The sequence below is a fragment of the Providencia sp. PROV040 genome (genome assembly GCF_032706145.1).
Classification (GTDB): Bacteria; Pseudomonadota; Gammaproteobacteria; order Enterobacterales; family Enterobacteriaceae; genus Providencia; species Providencia hangzhouensis.
The window spans coordinates 4,304,364-4,327,211 of the sequence record NZ_CP120530.1; the positions used below are offsets into that span (position 1 = coordinate 4,304,364).

A 22,848-nucleotide genomic window follows, 5' to 3' on the forward strand; every position below is an offset into this window, starting at 1 on the left:
GCCAAGGAATTATGGGTAAATAATATCCCTGCGCTTATTTAATACAGAAAATAAAATAGAACTTATTGTTTTTTACTTACATCACAGTTACATGATTTTTATTTTTATAACTTATTTATCGCACTCGATAATTCTAAGGTTAGAGAACTTTTCTTGAAAACTATTATCATTTAGTTTGTTTGTAATTAATACGTCAATATCATCAAATGTACAAACCTGGCTAAATGCATATTTTCCTAATTTACTATTATCCGCGAGCAAAACTTTATTTTCGGAAACCTGTAACATAATATTTTTTAATTTTGAGTTTATTTCACTGCCATCGCGAATACCATTTTCGATATTGAACCCTTGGCATGAAAGAAATAAGGTTTTTATCTGAAAGCTACGGATAATACTTTCTGCAATTGGGCCATGAAAATCATCATGGCGTTCTGAATATTCCCCACCAATACCAATAACGCGCACTCGGTCACGGCAGGCCAAGGCTTGGATAATCTTGACCGAGTTTGTCACTACCGTAATGTCGATATCAGGTATTTGCCGTGCTAGAAACCAGCAAGTACTACTGTTATCTAACATAATACAGTCACCAGGCTGAATTAATTTTAGTGCGGCCTTTGAAATCTTCATCTTGGCATCAGGGTGCTCTTCGGTTCTTTTGCGAAAAGACTCTGCGCCATCAACCATTTGACTGAGTTTGACCGAAGAAGGCATAACATTCACCATCGACATCTCTTCTTGGTCGATGGCTACCGCGCCCCCAAAGCTACGGATGATCTTATTTTCCCGCTCAAGGGCAGTTAAATCACGACGGATAGTTTCTTGAGAAACGAGACACAATTGAGCTAAATCACGTACTAACGCCGAACCATTCTGCGAAACATGAGAACAAATTAATTTATGGCGTTCGGCTTGTAACATATTTAACTCCTATTCTTTCCACGATATTTATTCTGCCCGTGTTGCTTTTTTTTTGTCGTGATTGGATTCAAGTAATCTGTTTTTGAAAAAAACAAAGCCTGCTAAAGTGATTTTGATCTTAATTTTAAGAGTGCTAATGTGGCTTGTTACATAATAATTAGATTTGAATCACTATATTTGCGGTGTTTTTTTGCTTTTCTCTTAATAAACAAAAAATATTGGGCTAACTCGGTCATTTAACCACATCTGTATTATGACTTTATTTGACTGAATATGCCCGAATAAGACCGACTTAGGCGATTTTGTTACGAATTTGTAAAGTGAGGTGCTTTTTAAATGGCCTAAATCTGTTTACCTTAATAGCCAGATAAAGGTTATCAACACACAAAAAACATCACCATAATAAATTTTTGTTGTTGATATTAAAGCATATTTAAGCAAGCTAGGGAGTTGTTATGTTAGAACAATTGAAACAACAGGTTTTTGAAGCGAACCTTGCCTTACCCAAACATAACCTAGTGACATTTACTTGGGGAAATGTGAGTGGTATTGACCGCGAAGCTGGGCTAATGGTGATAAAACCTTCTGGCGTTGACTATGAAACCATGAAAGCAGAAGACATGGTGGTGGTATCGTTAGAAAGTGGAGAAGTAGTCGAAGGGAAATATCGACCGTCTTCAGATACCGACACGCATTTGGCATTGTACAAAGCATTCCCTGAAATTGGCGGTATTGTTCATACTCACTCCCGTCACGCCACGATATGGGCTCAAGCAGGGCAGCCATTGAGCGCCTTAGGGACAACCCATGCCGATTACTTCTACGGTGAAATTCCTTGTACCCGTAAAATGACAGAAAGTGAAATTGAAGGGGATTATGAAAGAGAAACGGGCCATGTGATCATTGAAACCTTTAAGGAAAAAGGCCTGTCAGCAAAAGATATTCCTGCCGTATTAGTGAATAGCCATGGCCCATTTGCTTGGGGGACAAGCCCCGATAACGCAGTGCATAACGCCGTAGTGTTAGAAGAAATTGCCTATATGAATTTATTTACCCGTCAATTAAGTTCACAAGTAGGTTCAATGCAACAAGTATTATTAGATAAACACTATTTACGTAAGCACGGTAAAAATGCATATTACGGGCAAAAATAAAGTAGCTAAAAAATTAATTAAATAGAATTGGCGAACGAGAGTAATTATTGATTCTATGATCAATAACGGATTTTTTTTCGTCAATAAAATAGCCACAATGAATATTCTATGTGGCTATTTTACTGTTATTTTAAATAAAGCAATTTCTCAGGTTTATTTTATTAAGCCTGTGGTTGTTTATAAGATAATTAAATTTATTTAAACTAAGTATATCTCTCTAAGCTGCTTAATATCATTATCTGTGAATTTAAGTTCATCTTTAATATACCTTTCAACAGAGCCAGATGTTTCCTCCATTGTATTAAAGACTTCTAAAATAAATGATTCTTGAGTATCAATTAGTGAGAGTAAATAATCCAGTACATTTTGGTCTTGGGTTATTTTTCGATATCCCGCCATTTTAATTTCGTTACGTTCAAGCCGGTTAAAATGGGTGATCATATAATCCTGTACAATGGTTTCTTTTGGCACACCTAACATGGAAAGTACCAGCAATGCACCATAACCAGTTCGGTCTTTTCCTCCACGGCAATGCTGAATACTTGGGGCATTTTGTTTATTTAATAAAACCTCTATCATTTGCTTAAAGGCAGCTTTTGACTTATCACTCACCACAAATTGGCGATATTGTTCCAATATTTGTAACCCATCGCCGTTAATCATTTCTTTCGGAATGTGTTGGATAACACTTTCGATTAGTGCTTTGTCTTCATTATCTGGTGATGCAGCAAATTGTGCTGCTAATTCAGCTGTTTGAGCCGTAGCATCGAGATGATACGTTTTCTTTTCACCAACATGGCAATTAGGAGATTTGTTAATTTCATTTTGAGTACGGTAATCGATAATACTGTTAATCCCTAGGTGGGAAATATAGTTGACCGCTTGTTGATTCAAATTAAACAGATGGTTAGAGCGATATAGCATTCCCCATTTCACCTGTTTTCCGTCTGTTGTGGTATAACCTCCAAAGTCACGGAAGTTATTTAACCCCTCAATAGGCAATGTTCTTTCAGCGAATAATCTACGTCCGTTGGCATTTTGTAAAATAAAATAGATACGTTGTTTAGCATTTAATGGGTCTTGAACTGTAATGGTATTCTCTAATTTATCTGTAATGAAATTCTCAGGATAAACTTGAGTATCAGGTCTATCCGTCCAATATAATGCTAGAGGAGAGGATGGAATTTCACTAAACTTTATTTCGAGTGTTGATTCACTCACTCTGTTGACTTCGATTTCCATATATTTCCCTTTATCATCCTAAAATTCCGAACACAGAACAAATAACACCTAAAACCATAATGGCGACAATGAGTGCAACGGTATGTTTCCCTTGAAATTTACGAACAAGGAAGAAAATACCGAGGGCAAAGAGAAGAGTGAGTAAGTTAGGTATTACCTTGTCAAACATCTCTTGTACTTTGATAGATTGCTCACCGACGGCAATGGTTAGCGGAGTGGAAAGCTTGACGGTCGTCGCTATCAAGGAACCTAGGACCATGACCCCGACAACGTTCGCTATATTAGTAATTCGCTGAATAATATTTGATTTTTTCGATTGCTCGATTAAATCAACGCCTTTGTTATAGCCATAATGAATAAAGAAATATTTGGTGCCGATATTGACGATATTAAACAGAATAAACATTAAGATAGGGCCAATAATATTACCTTGCAGTGCAAATGCGGCTCCGATGCTGCCGCAAATAGGTAACCACGTAAATTTTAATAAGCTATCACCTAGGCCTGCAAATGGCCCCATTAAACCGGCTTTTACAGAAACGACAGCTTCTTTTTCTTCTTCTGTTGTTTTTTCTTCTAATGCAGCGGTGACACCGAGAATTAATGCGCCAGCGTTAATTTGCGTGTTAAAAAACTCGAAATGGCGTTGCATGGCTTTAATACGTGTTTCTTGATCCGCTTTTTCATACAGTTTATCGAGAACGGGCACCATACAATGCGCAAAACCAATAGTTTGCAGTTTTTCGTAGTTGTATGAGAATGACATGGTTTGAATTCGCCAAAACATACCATTAAGCTCTTTTTTCGTGAGTTTTTTATTTTCAGAGGTGGTTACTTCACTCATAGGTCATACTCCTCTTCTTCATTTTTATGGGAGGTTGGTGCTGTTTTTTCTTCTGGTGTTTGGCGCAAACTGCTGGCAAATGCCATGTCATAAAGCACTGCAAATGCCAGAGCGATAAAAGTAATTGGGATAATTGGCAGTTTTAAATAGGTTGTGAGCATAAAACCGAGCAGAAAGAAAAACCACATTCTGCCTTTAAGCAACATGAGTAGCAGAATACAGATACCGACAGCAGGGATCAGTTTAGATGCGACCCCCATACCGGTAAGAATACTTTCAGGTACGGCATTTAATATGCTATTGACTAAGTCACTACCAAAATAAACGGCAATAAAGCAGGGAATGGCGCGAATAAAAAACCACAGTGGCGTCGAAAAATAATGGACTTTTGTTAGGCCACTGTAGTTTCCATCAAGAATGGATTTACTGGCCCAGACATTTAAGAAACTGGCAAAAGAACGCCAGATAATCAGTAATTGTTGGCATAGAATAGAGACTGGCACGGCAAGGGCGATACCCGCTGCAATTCCGCCATTGGAAGCAATACCGAGTGCAACTCCAATAATTGAACCAGCGATAATATCGGGTGCAGAATAAGCGCCGACGTTACCAATTCCCATCCACATCAATTCTAATGTGGCGCTAATGGCTAACCCTTGAACCATATCGCCCATGATAATACCGGCCACAGTACCGGTGAGCAGTGGGCGTCTTAGCATTTGCGGACCGACATCATCCAATGAGCAAATGCCTGCCCAAATTGCAATTAAAATGGCCTCTACTAACATAATAGGCTCCTTACTTATTGAGTGAAAATAAGTATGATTAAATGAATTAATTGAGTAATGTTTTCAATTCAACAATGGGATCTTTAGGAACCATTTGAATTTCAACGGCAACGTTATTGTTGATAAGTGACCTAAAGGCTTGTTCTTCATCCGGTGTTACAGCAACCGCACGGGATAAATTACGACGGCCTTCTTGCATACGCATCCCGCCGACATTCAGTTTTTCCAGTTTTAAGCCACTTTCGACAAGCCTGTTCACATCAATACTGTTAGTAAACAGCAGCATAGTGCGGCGTTTAATTTCCGCTTTTTTTAAGACTTCAATGAATTTATCGACGCCAAAAACGACTACTTTTAGATCTGGTGGAGCAGCCATAGTAAGAACTGATTGTTGAACGGTGTCATTGGCAACTTTGTCATTGACGATAATCACCTGTTCAATATCAAAATTTTTAACCCAAGTGGTTATAACTTGGCCATGGATAAGTCTGTCATCAATTCGAGCAACATTAATTGGCATGGGATTCTCCTAAAGTTCGCTATCATTTTGTGCTAATGGTTTAAGTTGTTCACCGACATTAAGGCAACTGTCAGGGAATACATCATTAATGACTTGATGAAGTTCATGTAAAGGGAGGTCTCGGTTGCTGAGTATTTCGAGAAAAGTAGGAACATTGATTCCGCAGTACAGCACAACATCATTTTGGGTAATAACGAGCTCGCTGGCTAAATTGCAAGGAGAACCGCCTAATAAATCCACTAAAATTAAAACGCCATCGCCTTTATTAACATTTTGATATGTTTCAAATAAATGTTTTTTTACCTCATTAATATTGCTTTCTCTTTGAATGGAAATCACGCTGATATCTTCTTGAGAGCCGATTAGCATTTCAGCACATTCCAATAACCCTTGTGCAAAAGGCCCATGGCTAGCCAGTATGATAGGTATTTGAGAGCTCATTTTTTCCCCTTATATTTATTTTTTTATTTTAGTAATAAAATTACTTTTATATATTTATTTTAAAGTAACAATATCACAAAAAAGGGGAATGAAAAGGGGGAGTTCCTAGAAAGGGTCATTTTTGTGAGCAAGATCGAAGTGGCTACTTAGAGCCACATAGAAGATATTAAGGAGGAGAAAGCCGATTAGTTATTGCTATTTAAGCGAGAAAAGCGCTCCGCACGAGTACTAATTTGTTTTTGAATTCGTTCATCGTACTGTTTAATAAATAAGTTAGTAATCAACATATTAATTACAGTCAGTTGCGAAATTTTTGAGCGAATAGGGATAAGCCTTGAAACGTGCTCCGTGGAGATCGTGTGCAAGACTGTTTCTGCTAGCGATGACACCGAGCTTTGCCCCATTTTCGTGATAGCAATGGTTGGAACATGTAATTCACGCGCAAGGGTAAGTAGCTTGATGCATTCGTGGTTTTCACCGGAATGAGAAATGACAATGACAAGATCGTTTTGATCTAACGTATTCACAATACTGAATTGGATGCTGTAATCAAGGTGACAATTAACATCTTTTTTTATTTTAATTAGTTGATATTCAAATTCTTTTGCAACTAATCCACTACTGCCTGCACCATAAATGACAATTTTTTTACTCTTACTAATTAATTCATTTGCTAGCTTAAAGGCATTTAAATTGACCAAAGCGCAAGTTTCTTCTATGGATGATTTTTCAATCAATCCTACTTTGTGATTAACGGTTTCCATTGAATCACTAATATCAATATCTTCTTGTAGTAGAGTGCCGTAAGACTTGTGATTAATCGATGAAATTAAATCAATTTTTAGATCGCTAAAGCCTTGGTAGCCTAACTTATGGCACAGGCGCAAGATAGTGGTGGTACTGACCTTATTTTCTTGGGCTAGGGATTGAATGCTCATACTTTGCATGTTTTTCTTATTAGCAATAATGTACTCAGCAACTTGTTTTTCTTTGGTGGAAAGGCTGTCTCTGGCCTCTCTAAGTTTTAGGTCTATCATTATTTACCCTGCTAATAAATTAAAATTCGCCGTTACGAAACGGATCCTACCATATCTTAAAAATAGGGAAATGGTGACTTTTCTTTATTGTCTTCGTGTCACGATAAATGGGCTTATGGCTTAGGATAGAAAGTAAGGTCGGTAGGAAAAAGTTAATAAATATAAATAGTTAGTTATATCCCTATTGCTTAATAATAACCAAAGCAATAGGGATCAGTTTGTTTTTAAAGTGTGACGCCCATTTTAAAAATTGCTAATTCACGGAAATCATTGATTTCATTTTTTGTAGGTTCACCATTAACGGTTTTGACAACCAACTGAATGAAGTCATCTAATAACTGATCCATGGATTTTCCTGTTAATAAGGCACCTGCATTAAAATCAATCCAATGGGGTTTTTTGGCGGCTAATTCATTATTGGTCGCAATTTTCATGGTGGGGACAAAGCCACCATATGGCGTGCCACGACCTGTTGTAAATAACACCATATGGCAGCCAGCTGCTCCTAAGGCACTGGTGGCAATGGCATCATTACCCGGCGCGCTTAACAAGTTGAATCCTGGGGTTGTCAGGCGCTCCCCGTATTTTAAAACATCCATTACTTGGCTAGTGCCAGCTTTCTGTGTGCAGCCGAGGGATTTTTCTTCGAGTGTCGAAATGCCTCCGGCTTTATTACCTGGAGATGGGTTTTCATAAATTGGCTGGTCATGGGCAATAAAATACTGTTTGAAGTCATTGATCATATTGACCGTTTTCTCAAACGTCAGTTCATCATGGCAGTGGTTCATTAGAATTTGCTCAGCACCAAACATTTCAGGCACTTCGGTTAACACCGTGGTGCCGTTATGGCTGACTAAAAAATCAGAAAAGCAGCCTAACAATGGGTTAGCCGTGATCCCTGAAAGGCCATCAGAACCACCACATTCAAGACCAAATTTCACTTCGCTCAGTTTGCCTGACTCACGTTTATCTTGCTGTACTAATTGATAAAGTGCATTAAGGTGCTCTACACCGGCTTCAATTTCATCATCTAATTGTTGGCATACCATAAATTTCACGCGTTCATCATCATAGTCACCTAATGTTTCTTTAAAGGCGGCGACTTGATTATTTTCACAGCCTAAACCGATGACTAAAACGCCACCTGCATTAGGGTGCTTAACCATATCTTGTAAAATAGTACGGGTTGTTAAATGGTCATCACCGAGCTGGGAACACCCTAAAGTATGGTTATAAAGATAAACACCATCAATATCAGAAGCGCCATTATGTTGTTTATTAAAGCGTTCGATCATTTTTCTTGCCAGCGCATTAACACAGCCAACCGTTGGGATCACCCAAATTTCATTACGGATAGCGACATCACCATTTGCTCGGCGATAGATTTGCACTTCTGGATCCGGCCGTGTAACGGCAATTGTGTTGTGTTCAGGGTGGTATTCATAATCATTTAAGGCACTTAAATTGGTGGCGGTATTATGAGTATGAACATGCTCTCCAGCCGTTATGGTCGTCGTTGCATGGCCGATAGGAGCGCCATATTTAACAATATTATTGCCAGCCTCAATCAAGGTGAGGGCAATTTTATGCCCTCGATCAACATCTTGTTTTAATGTTACTGATTGCTCTGCAACACTAATGGTTTCCCCTGCTTGTCGGTTAACTAAAGTAATGGCGACATTGTCATTGGGATGTATTTTAATTATATCTTTTATCATATTGCGTTCCCTGAACTGGAAATCGGATTAAGCATGATCAGCCATAAAAAGTATGAATGATCTTTTGTTGTCTAAATTTCATTCATTATACGATCCGGTTTACAACTTTAAAAGATGTTATACCAATTTATTATGATTTATTTATTAGTGAAGTTCTATTTCACCCATCGTCGAAAAATTTCGTTATACTGTGGACATTGATGGCCAGCGAGTCGGGTGGTTATGTGAAAGGAGAAAATAATGAGCTCACAAGAGAGTGAACCGCGCCTATACCAACAAGTTGCGGCTCTGGTCAAAGAACGTATCGAAAATAACGAATACCCAGTTGGCACTAAATTACCTGCGGAACGGTTACTTGCTGACGAAATGAAGGTGAGCCGTACTGTGATCCGTGAAGCCATCATTATGTTAGAAGTAGAAGGCTATGTGGATGTACGCAAAGGATCTGGCATACATGTTATTAGTAACCGGTCTAATAACTCAGTCAATACAGAAACGGGATTAGAGTTTAGCCGCTGTGGACCGTTTGAGCTCTTGCAAGCAAGGCAACTGATTGAAAGCCATATCGCCGAGTTTGCCGCGACCCAAGCCACCAAAGAAGATATTTTAAAACTAGTTGATATTCAAAAGCATGCTCGCAAAGAGGATCGTTTTCGTGATTCAACATGGGATCTTGCTTTTCACATGCAAATTGCCGCGTCGACCCATAACAGTGCGATGGTGGTGATCGTTGAGCAAATGTGGAGCCAACGCTTACGTAACCCTTACTGGCTCAAGCTTCATGAGCACATTGATAACCGTTCGATTGAGAGCTGGTGCGATGAACATGACCAAATTTTGCAGGCGTTAGCGCGTCGAGACCCTAAAGGGGCGCGGCAAGCTATGTGGCAACATTTGGAAAATACCAAAAAAATGTTATTCAATGCGACCAGTGATGACTTCGAATTCACCATGGATCGCTATTTCTTCGCAGATAGCCCAACCATGGATGATAACAGCTAGTTATTCCTCATCATCTTCCGATATTTGCTTCAGCGCGGGGAGGTTAACTAAAATAATTTTCCCGTATTTTGCATCAATCCAGCCTAGTTTTTCCCATGCGACTAAACGCTTATTGATGGTTTGCCGTGTGGTATTAATGATGGTCGCTAAGTCATCTTGTGTGAGATATAAGCTTAGTTGAATTCCTTTTTCATGAGGTTCGCCATAGCCTTCTGCTAAGCTCAATAAGCGTTTGGCGAGTCGGGCTGAAACAGATAATAAGGCACTGTCATTGATAATGGTAAAGGCATTACGAATCACTTTGCAGAGTAAAATATTCAGAAATTGGTAAAAAACGGGGTGTTTTTCCAAGATCATGGTTAAGTCTTTCGGTGATATCGTCAGTAAAATGGTTGGGCTAATCGCTTTGGCATCATGGGTGCGCGCTGATTTATCTAGCATGGCAATTTCGCCAAACCAATTGCCTGGTGAAAGATAGCGAAATACACATTCACGGCCATCTGAGGAAATTGAACTTACTTTTACTGAACCTTGAATCACCGCATATAGACCACGAGCAGGGTCACCCTGATAGTGAACCATTTCACCATCTGGATAGAAACGTAATGTGGCGCATGTCATTAAGATGGAAATCAAATAATCAGGTAAGTTACTAAACCAACTATTTGTTTTTAATATTTCAAGAATATTTTCATGCGTTAGAACTAATTGGCTGTTTTGTACCGCAATGTTCATCTGAATGCTCCCTGCATGATTGGCTAACTTTATCATGACATTTGGTAGGGTTATGTTCAATCATGAACCGCTGTAATATTCGAGTAAACCTCATAAATAAGAAATAAGGTAATAGAAAACCCGAGCCATTAATGTGGCTCGGGAGGGATTTAAAAGATAATTAATTAATCTTCAAATCGTTTTTCAATACCTAATCTTTTTAATGTCAGAATCAACAGACCACCGATAAAGGCGACCAATGCGATAAAATAGAGTCCTGCACGGGCAGATTCAAAGGTAGTTTCAGCCCAAACTCGTAAGTTTGGTGCCACAAAACCACCTAAGTTACCCACTGAGTTAATCAAAGCAATACCCGATGCAGCTGCGGTGCCGCCTAAGTATGCAGATGGGAAGCTCCAATACAGAGGCTGCATCGCCAAGTGACCAGCCGCTGCCACACACAGGGCAATAATCGCAATGACGGGAATGCTATCGAATAAACCAGAAACCGCAATTCCCGCCGCACCTAACATAAAGGTGATGGCAGCGACCTTACGACGTTCTTTTAGACGTTCTGAAATACGAGGTACATAATAAACCGCAATCGCCGCACACAGTGGTGGAATGGCGGTAACAAAGCCTACAAGTATGCCGACTTTACTGCCCAACAACGTACCGATTTGGGTTGGTAAGAAGAAATAAATCCCATAGCCACATACTTGAACGGTAAACCAAATCAGACACAGGTAGAGAACGCGCATATCTAATAATGCTCTCAAGGCGCCTTTCGGGCTATGGCCTGCTTTGGCATCTTCTTCCAAGGCTAATTTAGCGGAAAGTGCACTTTTTTCCTCAGCTGTCAGCCATTTGGCTTTTTCAGGGCGGTCATCAAGGTAAAAGAACACCCAAATCCCGACAATAGACGCTAATAAACCTTCTACGACAAACATTAACTGCCAGCCGTATAAACCGAAGGCAAATGAAGTTCCTTCTAACGACAATAATGAGCCAGATAATGGGCCGCCAATGATAAACGCTAGTGGTGCCCCAAATAAGAAGTAGCCTGTCACCCGTGCCCGGATATTTTGTGGGAACCAGAAGGTTAAATACAGAATAACCCCCGGAAAGAAGCCAGCTTCACTGACACCAAGTAAGAAACGCAGCACAATAAAGGTGGTTTCATCATGAGCAAACATCATGGCGGCAGAGACTAGCCCCCATGTGACCATAATGCGCGATAACCATACCCGAGCGCCAATTCGGTACAACAGAATATTACTTGGCACTTCAAATAGTGCGTAGCCGATAAAAAAGATCCCTGCGCCAAATGCGTATGCAGCGTCACTTAACCCAGTTGTTAATTGAAACTCTTGTTTTGCAAAACCAATATTTGAACGGTCTAAATAAGCCAATATGAACATTAATACCACCATAGGTATTATTTTTCGTATTGCTTTGCTGGTAGCCGATGATAAATGATCCGTATTGGTGGACATGGTTCACCCCAGTTTTTTGTAAGATAGTAATGTTATCTATTCATTTTTATTATGTGTTTAGCCCGCCGCTGAATAACCAGCAGAGTAGAGTATAGAGCTAATGTACTCGTCATACTTCAAGTTGCAGTGTTGTTGATTGCACCATGAATTATTCAGAGTATAAATAAGTAATTTAAAATGAATAATTCTTGTTATTAATTTCCCTTTTTCATGTTGTTAGAAATAAAATATTGAAAAAGGGAATGATCATTATTTCACGTTAAATTTGGCTAATGCTTCAGGTTTTAACGTCGTACCTGCCCCAGGCGCGGTTGGTGTGGTATAAACACCATCAATGACTTCGACCGGGTCAACAAAGCAATCCAGTGTCCAGGGAATAAATTCCAGTAAAGAACAAGCGGGATGTGCCATTACCAGATGCAATTGTGCCTGCATCATATCGCCATGGTGTGGTGTCACGGGTAAATTAAAGGCCATACCTAAGTCAGCAATTTCCCATACCGCTGTTAAACCGCCACAGCGTGTTGCATCAGGTTGTAAGTAATCAACGGCACCCGCCAAGACAAATTCTTTAAATGAATCATTGTGATAAAGTAATTCACCTAATGCGATAGGTGTATCCATATAAGCAGCAAGCTGTTTATGGCTGGCGACATCATCATGCCATAATGGTTCTTCAAACCACTTAATATTGAAATCATTTAAACGGTGGCCATATTGCTTGGCAATACTGATATCCCATTTACCGTTTGCATCGACCATTAGGTCGATATCGTCGCCAATTGCGTTACGAACAGCTTCAATACGTTGTAGATCTTCGCGTGGATCTGGTTTACCAATTTTCATTTTTATTGCTTTGAAGCCTTCTTCGAAGATCATTTTTTTACAATCATCGACTAAGTCTTCTTGGCTACGCACTAACCAACCGCAGTCGGTGTTATAGGCGTTAACTTTATTGTGTTTTGAACCGCCAAACAGTTGCCATAGCGGCTGATCTGCGGCTTTAGCTTTAAGGTCCCAAAGGGCGATATCGATGGCAGAAATCGCCATTTGCATCAAACCACCACGACCTACCCAGATATTGGTTGAGCTGCGAGTGAGTTTTCGATGTAAATAGCGCACTTCTGTTGGGTCTTCGCCGAGTAACATTGGGCCGAAAACATCTTCAATAATAGTGGTGATTAAACGGTCAGTGGTGATGTCGGCATGTGTCCCTGTGTGGCCATAACCGACTAATCCACATTCTGTTTTGATCATGACACCCGGCATCCCCCAATGGGTAATGCTGTGAGTTGAGTCACCAATTAGGTCATTAGTGACAGGTACGTGCATGATAAAAGTACTAATTTCTTTTATTTTCATTGTTGTTCCCAGGTGTTGTAAGGTGGTTGAATGCCAATCTAACAGTGGGAAGTGGATTAAACTGTCAAATGATTTACAGATTGTGCCTGTATGGCGCTTTTTACTGATAAATATGAGCTAGATCTCTTTATTTTGTATGATAGATTATGGCGTATCTTTAAAATTGGTATAACAGCTTAATAGGTGAAAATAGTGGGAAGCAGGGAACAATAAAAATTTTTATCAGGGTATGGGGTTCAATCTAGAGTAGGTTTAGAATAATGGCGGAAACCCAGCTTTATAGTGGATAAAACATGTCTAAACGATTTCTTTTATTGCTTTGTATTTTATTTACGAATTATCTTCCCCAATCTTTGGCTTCTGAGACCGTCAACAACACTGACGATTGGCAGTTGGCAGACATCCCACCAAAGCTAGTGCAAACAAAACAGCCTGAAATTATTTTTGCGATGATTGCTGGAGAAATGCGAGCCGTCGCAGAACTCAATGCAGAACACGGTTTTTATGCTTATTCTCCTTCGGGGGATTATTGTGCAATGCAGTTTGGCAATGGGTATGCCTTTGTAAAAACAGTATCGTTTTCTAACCAAAAACCGCGTTATGTACCTGAAGTGGATAGGCTAAATGATTTACAAAATCCCATTTATGATTATTTGGTCACGCACCAAAAAACAGCGGTATATAACTCAACTCAGAGTAATAGTAAGCAAATTGCCTCTTTATGGGAAAACCTGCGCTACCCTGTGTTAGCGCGGATGATTAAAACGGATAAAGCAGGAGAAAAGACTGCTTGGCTAACGATTCGCCTAGGGGATAGGCTGGGCTATGTGCGTTTAGATGATGTAGCATTAGATAAAGGCATTCCAATTTTAACTTATCACCATATTCTCAAAGACAGTGAAAATAAGCATTTTCGTGACACGTCAACGACGACATCTGTGGAAGCATTTCGTGAACAAATGAATTATTTAAAACAGGCGGGTTACCAAACGCTTTCGCTTGCCGATGTGGAAGATTATCTGAATAAATCTGCTAACTTACCAGGTAAAGCAGTCGTGCTGACATTTGATGATGGTTTAAAATCAGTTTATCGCTATGCATTACCGATTTTAAGGCATAACCGCCAGCAGGCGACGCTATTTATTATTTCTTCGCGGATTAAAACACAGCCACAAAAATGGTCAGCGCATGACTTACAATTTATGAATAAACAAGAGATAAAAGATAGCCGAGACGTTTTTAATATCCAATCTCATACTCACTTTTTACATCGTTTAGATAATCATAATTCACCCATTTTATTTAGCCGGAAAGAACATACGATCATGTTGGATTTCAAACGGTCGATGAGAATTCTAAGCCGTTTCGAACCTGAGCAGCGTTACCTTGCATATCCATTTGGTGGTTATAACCAATCAGCGATGGATGCGGCTAAAGATGCGGGGCTACATCTTGCCGTCACGACCATTCAAGGAAAAGTTAAATTGGGGGATAACCCTTTTGCGCTCAAACGTTTGTATGCTTTTCGGACTGACCCATTAGAGAAATTTGCTCAGATGGTAGGTAATAGTGAAAAAAGCGTCATAAATCAAAATATTATTATCGACAGATAATCAATATAGCGAAGTAAGCACTGGGTTGTTTGGCTCAGTGCTCATCCGCTTGCTTGCCCGTTCCCATCTCTTTTAAAAATTGTTGTTGGTAAACAAACAATTCTTTCGCGCTAATACAATGATAATCCATCGAAAACTGTTCGGCGGTTTGTTCAATTATCTTAGCAAGTGCAGGGTAATGGCGGTGGTTCCAATTCGGAAATAAATGATGTGTAAGATGTAAGTTTAACCCGCCTAACCAATAGGTTAGCCAACGAGGTGTGGTTTGCCAATCATAAGTGGTTGAAAAAGTATGAGTATAAAAACCATGTGGCATATTGCCTTCTTTGGGGGGCGTATAAAAAGTTGCTTTCGCCCAATGGGTGCCAAGTATTAATACAACAAATACGAGGGAGGCAAGCATTTGGCTAAATAAGTAAGTGAGTAGCAAGGTACCTAAACTGATATCAGTGATAACAAACGCAGGTATGACTATTGCAACAATCAAATGTAGTAACTTAGCCAATAAAAATGCCCCAATACCACGACGGCCTTGATGGCGCATATGCGGGGCGACGCGCGTCAAATGAAATCTATCCATCCAATCAAAGAACCAAATCAATGCAGGGAAAGTCATTGCGGCAATTAATGGCCAATACAGATGCTGAGCTCGCATAAACGGGTACCAGCGCTGATAAGGGGTTTGGCGCAAGACAAAATTTTCTTCGATATCTAAATCATAATGACGAATGTTGGTGTGAGCATGGTGAAAAATAATATGCCTGACTCGCCAACATTCAGGGTCTAAACCCAACGGAATAGTGACCCAAAAATTGAGCCAATAATTGGCTTTGGCCTGCTTGAAAATCGCATTATGGGAAGCATCATGAACTAAGTTAATCGCCAATAACAATGCGAAGCAGATAAATAGGGGGTAAAAAATAAAAAAAGCCCAAGACGCGTTAACACACAGCGCTATGCCGTAACTGCCTAGGCAGCACAAGATTAAAACCAAGCTTTTTAAATAAAAGCGTAAGTCAGCAAACCGGTGATCTGCACGCTGTTGTAAATAGTGTTTAGCGGCCTTGTTCAACGCTTTTTGGAACGCTTGATCATGGCGGTGTTGGTAGCCTAACGGCCTTAGCTGCTCAGGCGACATCACGCACCTGTATGGGTTTTCGGCCGATACCAAGTAACATTAATAAACTATGCAGCCACAGAGCCGTGGTAAAAATTACCCAAAATGGCGTTGTCCATTGCCAAATAAATAAAATGCAAATTAATAGTAAGCAAGCGATAAAAAACCAGCTCATCAGGCCAATTTTGCGGCCATCTGAAATACCTGATAGTGCCACGGTACCTAAGGCTAATAAGATAAATAAAATCACTTGCTGTTGAGTCGTTCCCTGATAACCATAGCCATAAATATAGACATAACCAATAACTAGGCTAAATAGGAGAAGTGTTCCCATTACTAATGCGATTTGGTTCACGCGAAATAATGGTGCGGGTTTTTCCTTGGGTTGACTGCGACGTTTAATGATACGCCAAAAAGGTAAATTACTATCAATAAATGGGTTTTCAGAAGCGGGAGCCCCTTTGATGCCAAAATGGTGTTCCGTTTCAGGTAATTTGGAAAACGTACCAAACAGTTTGTCCCAAAAAATAAAACTGCCACCAAAATTACGGTTGGAATAGTGCCCTTCTTTCACATGGTGAACTCGGTGGTGTTGTGGCGTTACCATAAATTTCTCCAACCAACCCAAACGCGGGATCAGCGCACTGTGGTTAAAAAATTGAATGGTATAGTGCAATATTGAAACGGTGATAAACACTTCTAAAGGGATCCCCATTAGCGCCAGCAACATAAAGAATGGGATTGATGTGAGTGATGAATACCACGAATTACGCACGCCTAATGATAGGTTATAGTGCTCCCCTTGGTGATGTACCACATGAACGGCCCATAAAACACGGTAAGTATGGTGTAAACGGTGTAGCCAGTAAAAGCCAAAGTCCCAAGCAAAAATCGTAAACACCCACACCAGTGCGGTTGGCCAGTTTTCAACGAGATTGAATGAGTAGTGGGTCACGACAAAGCCGTAACAAAAAATCTCTAACCCTCTAAACAGCCACAGCATAATATGGCCAGAGTTCAGGTTGAACACCAATTCTTGCCAGCTAACGGTTCCTTTTTGTGTTTTGGCTATCACCAAACCTTCTGCGACCACAACCGCTAACATGAAAACAATCGGAAAGGTTAATTCATTCATTAGTGTTTCTCTTTAAGACAAACTTCGCAGTGTGAACAATCACTAATGCTCCACAAGCGGTGAGTGCGCCAGTGACCACATCAATAAATAAATGGCGTTTTAACACCAATACAGAAGCACAAATAGCAAGGGCCCAAATTACGGCTAGAACCGTGCGAAATTTTTGTTGTGTTGACCATAATGCATTCAGTACGACGAGAGTCAATGAGACATGTAGAGAAGGTAGTAAATTTTGTGGGCTATCAATATTCATTAAAGCAGATAAAGCCAGTCCGGATAAGGTTGATAAGTCGTAATCGTGGTATAGCATAGTCGTGGGGTAGCACAAATAAACAGCCCCAGAAACCAGCGCACAGAGTTGCATGGCATACATAAGTGGGCGCGCTTTTCTTAGGGGACAGAGAAAATACCCAAGTGGGATAAACAGAAAAAAGGAGAGGTAAAGCCAGATGGCATCGGGGGAAAATGGGACGGCATTATCTAGTTTACTAGGGAGTAAAATATGAGCTTGCCCAGTCACTTGCCCGGTATATTGGTAAACAATACCTACGGTTCCCCAGCCGAGTAGGCAATAAATAAAGCGAGTGAATAATTCCCTGTTGTTCATTTTACTTCCTTACGGGTTATACGTCGCTTTTTAACCGAGAGTGCTTGCGTAATAGCGGCTGATGATAATTGCCAATCTAATTGCGTAATATCAACGTGTTGGCTTGCAAAGTAACTTGCTAGCTGTTGCTGGCAATGGGATAACTCCATGGGAGAGCATTCAGCCTGTAAATATAATGAGTTGCCTTGCTGTGTTAAGCGAAAATCAGCAGTAACAGGTAAGTGATTCACAATAACCCGCGCACAGGGATCTGCAAAAATAGTCACCATTTTGCCGTTATAACCCGGAAGTTGAAGCAAATCATCACAGCGACCCTCAATCCGTTCTATCGCCATTTCAGGGGAGCCACATGGGCAGGTGTTTTTTTTCACCACTAACACATCATCCAGTTGATAACGAACGATAGGCTGTGTTTTACGGGTAAAATCCGTAATAATCGGCGAAAAACGGTTATTATCAAGCCAATTAGGCTCAATATGCACAAACGCTTCATTTAAGTGTAAAGTACCATGAGAACAAGTACAGCCTAAAAAACCTTCCGTTGCTTGGTAGACCTCTCCAACATTGGGGAAGCAATCCTGTAATTTTTGTTTATCATGGGGTTCTAATACTTCAGCCACGGAAATGACTTTCTGCACATTTAGTTGAAGTTTCTGTTGGTTAATGGCGTCAGCTATTGCGCATAGCACTTGGGCTGGCGCAACAATAATTGATGGTTGATATTGTTCAAGTGCAGTAAGTTGCAGGTCAAAATCTGCAAAAAGGTCATAAAAACGCAGTGAAATCCAACGGTTATTGACACTTTCATACAGGTTATTATTAGCACGTAAAAATAGAGCAACACGTTCACCACTAAACAGACTTTTAGGCAGCATTTTAGCTAACATGCTGCCAGACCAAACATTTTGTTCTTCTGGGCTAACAACGAAAAGGCCTCGACGGCCTGAGGTTCCAGAGGACAACCCGACACTGTAGCGCCCTACTTTAGGGGCAAAATCCCGAGATTGCTCACTTTTTTGTGCACATTCTAGAAGTTTTTGGCTAGAAAGCCTGGCGGTATTCATCTCATCAAAATTATCCATCATGACTTGTTTATTCATAATGGGAAAATTAGATAATGGCTGATTGATATATCGCTGAAAGTAAGGGCTTTTCGATAACACTTTGCGCTTAAAATGTGCCAAACGTTTTTGTTGATAAGCTTCTAGCTCGTCACGGTTGCGAAACGTCAAATGACGAGCGCGCCAGTAATGCCAAAGCATCGAGAGGATCACAATAAATCCCCTTCGTGGCACAGTTGGATAACCACATTGCGTTTATCAATTTCATGTAATTTATTGAGTGTTTCGTAATAAGCCTGCTTATCATCCATGATGATATTGGCAATGGCCATAGGGCCGCGCAATTCACGGTAATTAGTGGGAGACCATGCTGCGTCACCTGCGAGCAATATCCAGCCTGAGTCAGTTAGTACACACAAACCAATATGCCCTGCAGCATGCCCAGGGAGCGGCACAATGAATAACGTCTTCTGTTGATTTACCGCATAGCCTTCGCCCAAAACTTGTAATTCATTAGGTAACGCCACCTTTGGGAAACCTTCATAAAATACAGTACGTTGTTCAAAGTCTTCTGGTAGAAGACCACTGACAAAGGCATTTTTCAATGCAGCAAACCCTGTTAAAGGGCGTGTTTTAGCCCAGCCATCTCCTGAGCAAATAATGGGGATGTCAGGGAAGTCACGTAGCCCCGCGATATGGTCACCATGAAAATGGGACAAAATCACCCCATTGATATCATTAGGTTTTAAGCCATCATTAGCCAATTGATTGACAAGGGCGTCTTTGCTTTCGAAATACACTGGGGTAACGGTTCGATATAACCGCATAATGCCATGGCGCGTATGATCATAAAAATGGGTGGCATAACCCGTATCAAATAGCCAACGCTGGTGTTCATCTTCAATCAGCCATGCTCTTGCTGGGAATTTACAGGATTTAAAACTAGCACCTTTTAAAGCCACACAGCCTGGATGTGTGCAGTAACCCACCTCATATTGATGAATTTTTAGCATGGGTTCTCCTGTTGTTTCAGCCATTTAGCCGTCAAATGAATACCTTGTTGCATACTATATAAAGGATAGTAACCCAGTTCTTGCTGTGCTTTTTGGTTATCTAATGTCATGGTGAAATAGGCTGCGCCAAGGCTATAGCGAGTGAGTAATGGTTCTTTTCCCGTTAAATAGCCAATGGCTTCTAATAGGCTGGCAATAACATACAGTAAAGGGTAAGGGGCTGAACGAATTTCGCAATCTAAGTTTAGCTCACTAAATAACTGATTTAATGTCTGTTTTAGTGCTTGGGGCTGTTGGTTGGTAATATTATAAATGGCGCCATTAGGGAGCACTTCTTTGAAAGTCGCCAACTGCATGCTGTGAACCACATTTCCCACATAGGTGAGGTCAAAATGGTTATTTCCCCCATTAGGTAACACCAGTTTTCCCTTGCGTGATTTTATTTGGGCGAGCAAACGCGGTAGCAAAACGCGGTCATGGGGGCCAAATAAACCTCGAGGGCGCAAAATAGTGTAACGAGTTGTCGGAAACTGCTTAACGCACTGCTCAATCCTAGTTTCGGCTAAATATTTTGTTCTGGCATATTGGTTAGCGAAATGTTTATTAACCGTGGACTCATGAATATTTTGCTGGTGGGTGAAATTAAAATAAATGGCTGGGGTGGAAATATGGATAAAGCGTGAGACTTTGGCTTCCCCCGCGGCGGTAGCTAAAATTTGAGTTGCATGAACATTTGTTGTCTCAAAATCTTGACGTTTGCCCCAAGGTGAAGAAAGAGCAGCGCAGTGCCAAATGGCATCACAGCCAGTCATCATCTCTTTGGCCTGTTGCAAAGAAAGCTGAGCCAGTTCACAAGGGATAAATTCAGCTCCCATTTTTACTAGCTGTTCTCCTGCTTGCGGGTTTCGCCCACAAGCGACGACTTCAAAACCTCGCCCCAGTAAGTACTCACTTGCATTTCTACCAAGGCCACTCGTGGCACCTGTGACGAGGATCTTCATGGCACTAATACCATGGCGCACAGCGCTAACCCAGCGGCAGTGCCAATTAGCATGGCACTGGGCTTTTCATAGAAACGGCCTGTGATAATTGCTTCGTGTAATGCTGAAGGGATAGAGGCCGCAACTTGGTTCCCACGATGGGAGTAGATATCGACTAATTGCTCTGTTGTTACGCCCACACGTTGGCGCATATGTTCTAAAGAAAGATGGCTTGCTTGGTGTGGGATCACGGTACCAATTTGTTTGAGTTGTATACCTGATTCACTGAAAACCTGCTGCATAAAATCTTCAATCAAAGAAGATGCGAGGCGAAACAGTTTTTTCCCCTGCATATGGAACAGAAAATCATCATCAATCATCCCTGCGCGTGGGTTGCGTCTTGTGCCACCTGCGCGAATTTCACAAAAATCAATGCCTGCGGTATAAGTGGTGTGTGTGTAAGAAATAATTCCACTATTCCCATCCCCTTTTTCCACAACAACACAAGCTGCACCATCACCAAAAATCAACGATGATTCTTTATCTTGCCAATCAATACCACGCGAGGCGATATCCGCAGAAACAATTGCAATGCGTTGATAAGCACTGGTGGCTAATAACCCCGCAGCAACCTGTAGCGCAGTGATAAAGCTTATGCAACTTGAATTAACATCAAAGCAGGCAATCCCTTGATTTAAATTTGATTGTTCAAGGATATGCGCTGCGGAGCAAGGCAAAGCTTGCACGGGAATTGCAGACGCATTAATTAGCATATCAATACTGCTTGGTACGATATGGTTCGCATGCAATGCATTTTGAATCGCCAGGGAAGCTAACACTGCTTGTGAATCGGTATGACTTGCATGGAAGCGATATTCGATACCTGAATGTTTTTCAACAAAACCTTTTGGTTTATTGAGCTTTTCATCAAGCATTGAGGAGTAAATTTTGTTTTCAGGTAGTGCCACACCAGAAGCAATGATTTTTAGTGGGGTGATTGACCTATTACCAGACATATAAGTAGTGCCTATCTCATCATAATATTGACAATAAATATCAAAGTTCAAATATTTAATATATAGGAATTACGGAGAGGAATTACGGAATTATTCTGATTCACTCTCTCTTGAAAATGTTCCATAAACTTCATCAATCAATTCATTGATGGTGTTTTGCCATAATTTAGGCAATGAAGCCTGCCATACCACATCAATCCCCCATTGGGCTTGTTCACAATGTTGAATTGGAATAAAGCGGATATCTTTTGAGCTAATATTTCTTGCACTATAGGGTAAAAGACTTATGCCAACCTCAGCGGCTACAAGGGCAATTAATGTTTGAATATCATTTGCTTCCTGAGAGGGTGTAATTGATAAGCTTTCATATTGTAGGTAGCTCTGAATTTGCTTATGAAGCTTTGAACCACGCTCTGCGCGTAATAACAATAAAGGAAAATGGGTTAGATATTCTTTCATTGATAATAAAGAGACCGATTTTTGTGCTACTGCTAAGGCAAGAACTTCAGATTTTAATGTTTTGCTCTCTAAGTTATCGGTTGCTTTAAAAGCAAATTGACGAGTAAAAGCAATATGCAATTCATGGGCTTGTAGCTGTTTCTCCATTTCGTGAGAAGGCATATCATCCAGTTGGATTGGAATATTTGGTAATTTTTCACGTAGCCGTGCCACAAAGAAAGAGGCTTCTTGAAATGTTGATATACCAAACCCGACGGTTAACTTTATAGGGGGCTGTTCTCGAAGCACTGCGGATTGGTGTAAAAATTCAGTGGTTTGAGTGAGTACTTGTTGTGCATAGGGAAAAAGTATTTTCCCATGAGGAGTCAATATTGCACCATGACGTCCCCGCTCAAATAGTACTATATCCAATTGTTTCTCAAGAAGTTGAATTTGTTTTGTTAAAGCTGGCTGACTAATATATAGGCGTGATGAAGCTTCGCGGTAATTTTTTGTCTCTGCGAGAGTGATAAATGCACGGAGTAGTCGAGTATCCATAGTTGTTAGCCAGTTCCTGATAATAGAAGACGCTATAACATTTCTATTATGAATGCTATAGCGAGCCA

22 protein-coding genes are annotated in these 22,848 nt (G+C 40.5%); 3 read left to right on the forward strand and 19 right to left on the reverse strand.

Going from position 1 to position 22,848, the window contains the following annotated elements; all coding sequences use genetic code 11:
• Positions 1-111: 111 nt before the first annotated feature.
• Positions 112-924 (reverse strand): DeoR/GlpR family DNA-binding transcription regulator, encoded by an 813-nt coding sequence (locus P3L40_RS20030; protein ID WP_096864479.1) that lies wholly within the window; start codon positions 922-924, stop codon positions 112-114.
• A 455-nt stretch (positions 925-1,379) separates the two neighbouring features.
• Between P3L40_RS20030 and araD the strand changes: the two genes are divergently transcribed.
• The gene (gene araD, locus P3L40_RS20035) at positions 1,380-2,078 is read left to right on the forward strand and encodes an L-ribulose-5-phosphate 4-epimerase (protein WP_004259191.1); all 699 of its coding nucleotides are present in this window, start codon (positions 1,380-1,382) and stop codon (positions 2,076-2,078) included.
• Positions 2,079-2,276: 198 nt separating this feature from the next.
• Here araD and P3L40_RS20040 read toward each other — a convergent pair whose 3' ends face one another.
• From P3L40_RS20040 to P3L40_RS20070, 7 genes are all read right to left on the reverse strand, one after another.
• A complete protein-coding gene (locus tag P3L40_RS20040) occupies positions 2,277-3,320 on the reverse strand; it encodes a tyrosine-protein phosphatase (RefSeq protein ID WP_136134293.1) in 1,044 nt (347 codons plus the stop codon).
• Between the two features lie 13 nt (positions 3,321-3,333).
• Complete coding sequence (locus tag P3L40_RS20045; RefSeq protein WP_004259186.1) at positions 3,334-4,164, reverse strand: PTS system mannose/fructose/sorbose family transporter subunit IID; 831 nt, start codon at positions 4,162-4,164, stop codon at positions 3,334-3,336.
• Positions 4,161-4,952 (reverse strand): PTS mannose/fructose/sorbose/N-acetylgalactosamine transporter subunit IIC, encoded by a 792-nt coding sequence (locus P3L40_RS20050; protein WP_047756133.1) that lies wholly within the window; start codon positions 4,950-4,952, stop codon positions 4,161-4,163. Before P3L40_RS20050 ends, P3L40_RS20045 begins: the two co-directional genes overlap by 4 nt.
• 46 nt (positions 4,953-4,998) lie before the next feature.
• Positions 4,999-5,472, reverse strand: coding sequence for a PTS system mannose/fructose/N-acetylgalactosamine-transporter subunit IIB (locus P3L40_RS20055; protein ID WP_004259181.1), 474 nt, complete (start codon positions 5,470-5,472; stop codon positions 4,999-5,001).
• 9 nt (positions 5,473-5,481) lie between these two features.
• Positions 5,482-5,913, reverse strand: a complete 432-nt coding sequence (locus P3L40_RS20060; RefSeq protein ID WP_096864482.1) for a PTS sugar transporter subunit IIA — start codon at positions 5,911-5,913, stop codon at positions 5,482-5,484.
• Between the two features lie 185 nt (positions 5,914-6,098).
• On the reverse strand, positions 6,099-6,950 hold the full coding sequence (locus P3L40_RS20065) for a MurR/RpiR family transcriptional regulator (RefSeq protein WP_136134294.1): 852 nt from the start codon (positions 6,948-6,950) through the stop codon (positions 6,099-6,101).
• Positions 6,951-7,174: 224 nt separating this feature from the next.
• Positions 7,175-8,668, reverse strand: coding sequence for a UxaA family hydrolase (locus P3L40_RS20070; protein ID WP_136134295.1), 1,494 nt, complete (start codon positions 8,666-8,668; stop codon positions 7,175-7,177).
• Between the two features lie 240 nt (positions 8,669-8,908).
• On the opposite strand from P3L40_RS20070, the gene exuR reads away from it, so the two are divergent.
• Positions 8,909-9,670 (forward strand): transcriptional regulator ExuR, encoded by a 762-nt coding sequence (gene exuR / locus P3L40_RS20075; RefSeq protein ID WP_136134296.1) that lies wholly within the window; start codon positions 8,909-8,911, stop codon positions 9,668-9,670.
• Here the strand turns inward: exuR and P3L40_RS20080 are convergent, their stop codons facing one another.
• The 3 genes from P3L40_RS20080 to P3L40_RS20090 form a co-directional block, all read right to left on the reverse strand.
• The gene (locus P3L40_RS20080; RefSeq protein ID WP_099975398.1) at positions 9,671-10,405 is read right to left on the reverse strand and encodes a Crp/Fnr family transcriptional regulator; all 735 of its coding nucleotides are present in this window, start codon (positions 10,403-10,405) and stop codon (positions 9,671-9,673) included.
• A 164-nt stretch (positions 10,406-10,569) separates the two neighbouring features.
• A complete protein-coding gene (locus P3L40_RS20085; protein ID WP_004259164.1) occupies positions 10,570-11,880 on the reverse strand; it encodes an MFS transporter in 1,311 nt (436 codons plus the stop codon).
• Positions 11,881-12,129: 249 nt separating this feature from the next.
• Positions 12,130-13,242 carry a mandelate racemase/muconate lactonizing enzyme family protein gene (locus P3L40_RS20090; RefSeq protein WP_004259162.1) on the reverse strand — a complete coding sequence of 371 codons (1,113 nt, stop codon included), beginning with the start codon at positions 13,240-13,242 and terminating at the stop codon, positions 12,130-12,132.
• 293 nt (positions 13,243-13,535) lie between these two features.
• Between P3L40_RS20090 and P3L40_RS20095 the strand changes: the two genes are divergently transcribed.
• Positions 13,536-14,855 (forward strand): polysaccharide deacetylase family protein, encoded by a 1,320-nt coding sequence (locus P3L40_RS20095; protein WP_004259157.1) that lies wholly within the window; start codon positions 13,536-13,538, stop codon positions 14,853-14,855.
• A gap of 34 nt (positions 14,856-14,889) precedes the next feature.
• Here P3L40_RS20095 and P3L40_RS20100 read toward each other — a convergent pair whose 3' ends face one another.
• The 8 genes from P3L40_RS20100 to P3L40_RS20135 form a co-directional block, all read right to left on the reverse strand.
• Positions 14,890-15,993 (reverse strand): fatty acid desaturase family protein, encoded by a 1,104-nt coding sequence (locus tag P3L40_RS20100; RefSeq protein WP_110591162.1) that lies wholly within the window; start codon positions 15,991-15,993, stop codon positions 14,890-14,892.
• Positions 15,983-17,107 (reverse strand): sterol desaturase family protein, encoded by a 1,125-nt coding sequence (locus P3L40_RS20105; protein ID WP_112307534.1) that lies wholly within the window; start codon positions 17,105-17,107, stop codon positions 15,983-15,985. Before P3L40_RS20105 ends, P3L40_RS20100 begins: the two co-directional genes overlap by 11 nt.
• A complete protein-coding gene (locus P3L40_RS20110; protein ID WP_094961571.1) occupies positions 17,100-17,714 on the reverse strand; it encodes a phosphatase PAP2 family protein in 615 nt (204 codons plus the stop codon). Before P3L40_RS20110 ends, P3L40_RS20105 begins: the two co-directional genes overlap by 8 nt.
• Positions 17,711-18,991, reverse strand: coding sequence for a F390 synthetase-related protein (locus tag P3L40_RS20115; RefSeq protein WP_240704968.1), 1,281 nt, complete (start codon positions 18,989-18,991; stop codon positions 17,711-17,713). Before P3L40_RS20115 ends, P3L40_RS20110 begins: the two co-directional genes overlap by 4 nt.
• Positions 18,985-19,788: an MBL fold metallo-hydrolase gene (locus P3L40_RS20120; RefSeq protein WP_094961569.1), complete on the reverse strand. Its 804-nt coding sequence runs from the start codon at positions 19,786-19,788 to the stop codon at positions 18,985-18,987. The genes P3L40_RS20115 and P3L40_RS20120 overlap by 7 nt, the downstream gene beginning before the upstream one ends.
• Positions 19,782-20,789 carry an NAD-dependent epimerase/dehydratase family protein gene (locus P3L40_RS20125; protein ID WP_136134301.1) on the reverse strand — a complete coding sequence of 336 codons (1,008 nt, stop codon included), beginning with the start codon at positions 20,787-20,789 and terminating at the stop codon, positions 19,782-19,784. The genes P3L40_RS20120 and P3L40_RS20125 overlap by 7 nt, the downstream gene beginning before the upstream one ends.
• On the reverse strand, positions 20,786-21,784 hold the full coding sequence (locus P3L40_RS20130) for a 3-oxoacyl-[acyl-carrier-protein] synthase III C-terminal domain-containing protein (protein ID WP_112307530.1): 999 nt from the start codon (positions 21,782-21,784) through the stop codon (positions 20,786-20,788). Before P3L40_RS20130 ends, P3L40_RS20125 begins: the two co-directional genes overlap by 4 nt.
• A gap of 90 nt (positions 21,785-21,874) precedes the next feature.
• Positions 21,875-22,780 (reverse strand): LysR family transcriptional regulator, encoded by a 906-nt coding sequence (locus P3L40_RS20135; protein ID WP_112307529.1) that lies wholly within the window; start codon positions 22,778-22,780, stop codon positions 21,875-21,877.
• Between the last annotated feature and the right edge of the window lie 68 nt (positions 22,781-22,848).

What these genes read in the sequence shown, in the direction of transcription:
- P3L40_RS20030 (WP_096864479.1), bottom strand. Translation starts at nt 924, where the DNA reads ATGTTACAAGCCGAACGCCATAAATTAATTTGTTCTCATGTTTCGCAG.
- araD (WP_004259191.1), top strand. Translation starts at nt 1,380, where the DNA reads ATGTTAGAACAATTGAAACAACAGGTTTTTGAAGCGAACCTTGCCTTA.
- P3L40_RS20040 (WP_136134293.1), bottom strand. Translation starts at nt 3,320, where the DNA reads ATGGAAATCGAAGTCAACAGAGTGAGTGAATCAACACTCGAAATAAAG.
- P3L40_RS20045 (WP_004259186.1), bottom strand. Translation starts at nt 4,164, where the DNA reads ATGAGTGAAGTAACCACCTCTGAAAATAAAAAACTCACGAAAAAAGAG.
- P3L40_RS20050 (WP_047756133.1), bottom strand. Translation starts at nt 4,952, where the DNA reads ATGTTAGTAGAGGCCATTTTAATTGCAATTTGGGCAGGCATTTGCTCA.
- P3L40_RS20055 (WP_004259181.1), bottom strand. Translation starts at nt 5,472, where the DNA reads ATGCCAATTAATGTTGCTCGAATTGATGACAGACTTATCCATGGCCAA.
- P3L40_RS20060 (WP_096864482.1), bottom strand. Translation starts at nt 5,913, where the DNA reads ATGAGCTCTCAAATACCTATCATACTGGCTAGCCATGGGCCTTTTGCA.
- P3L40_RS20065 (WP_136134294.1), bottom strand. Translation starts at nt 6,950, where the DNA reads ATGATAGACCTAAAACTTAGAGAGGCCAGAGACAGCCTTTCCACCAAA.
- P3L40_RS20070 (WP_136134295.1), bottom strand. Translation starts at nt 8,668, where the DNA reads ATGATAAAAGATATAATTAAAATACATCCCAATGACAATGTCGCCATT.
- exuR (WP_136134296.1), top strand. Translation starts at nt 8,909, where the DNA reads ATGAGCTCACAAGAGAGTGAACCGCGCCTATACCAACAAGTTGCGGCT.
- P3L40_RS20080 (WP_099975398.1), bottom strand. Translation starts at nt 10,405, where the DNA reads ATGAACATTGCGGTACAAAACAGCCAATTAGTTCTAACGCATGAAAAT.
- P3L40_RS20085 (WP_004259164.1), bottom strand. Translation starts at nt 11,880, where the DNA reads ATGTCCACCAATACGGATCATTTATCATCGGCTACCAGCAAAGCAATA.
- P3L40_RS20090 (WP_004259162.1), bottom strand. Translation starts at nt 13,242, where the DNA reads ATGAAAATAAAAGAAATTAGTACTTTTATCATGCACGTACCTGTCACT.
- P3L40_RS20095 (WP_004259157.1), top strand. Translation starts at nt 13,536, where the DNA reads ATGTCTAAACGATTTCTTTTATTGCTTTGTATTTTATTTACGAATTAT.
- P3L40_RS20100 (WP_110591162.1), bottom strand. Translation starts at nt 15,993, where the DNA reads ATGTCGCCTGAGCAGCTAAGGCCGTTAGGCTACCAACACCGCCATGAT.
- P3L40_RS20105 (WP_112307534.1), bottom strand. Translation starts at nt 17,107, where the DNA reads ATGAATGAATTAACCTTTCCGATTGTTTTCATGTTAGCGGTTGTGGTC.
- P3L40_RS20110 (WP_094961571.1), bottom strand. Translation starts at nt 17,714, where the DNA reads ATGAACAACAGGGAATTATTCACTCGCTTTATTTATTGCCTACTCGGC.
- P3L40_RS20120 (WP_094961569.1), bottom strand. Translation starts at nt 19,788, where the DNA reads ATGCTAAAAATTCATCAATATGAGGTGGGTTACTGCACACATCCAGGC.
- P3L40_RS20125 (WP_136134301.1), bottom strand. Translation starts at nt 20,789, where the DNA reads ATGAAGATCCTCGTCACAGGTGCCACGAGTGGCCTTGGTAGAAATGCA.
- P3L40_RS20130 (WP_112307530.1), bottom strand. Translation starts at nt 21,784, where the DNA reads ATGTCTGGTAATAGGTCAATCACCCCACTAAAAATCATTGCTTCTGGT.
- P3L40_RS20135 (WP_112307529.1), bottom strand. Translation starts at nt 22,780, where the DNA reads ATGGATACTCGACTACTCCGTGCATTTATCACTCTCGCAGAGACAAAA.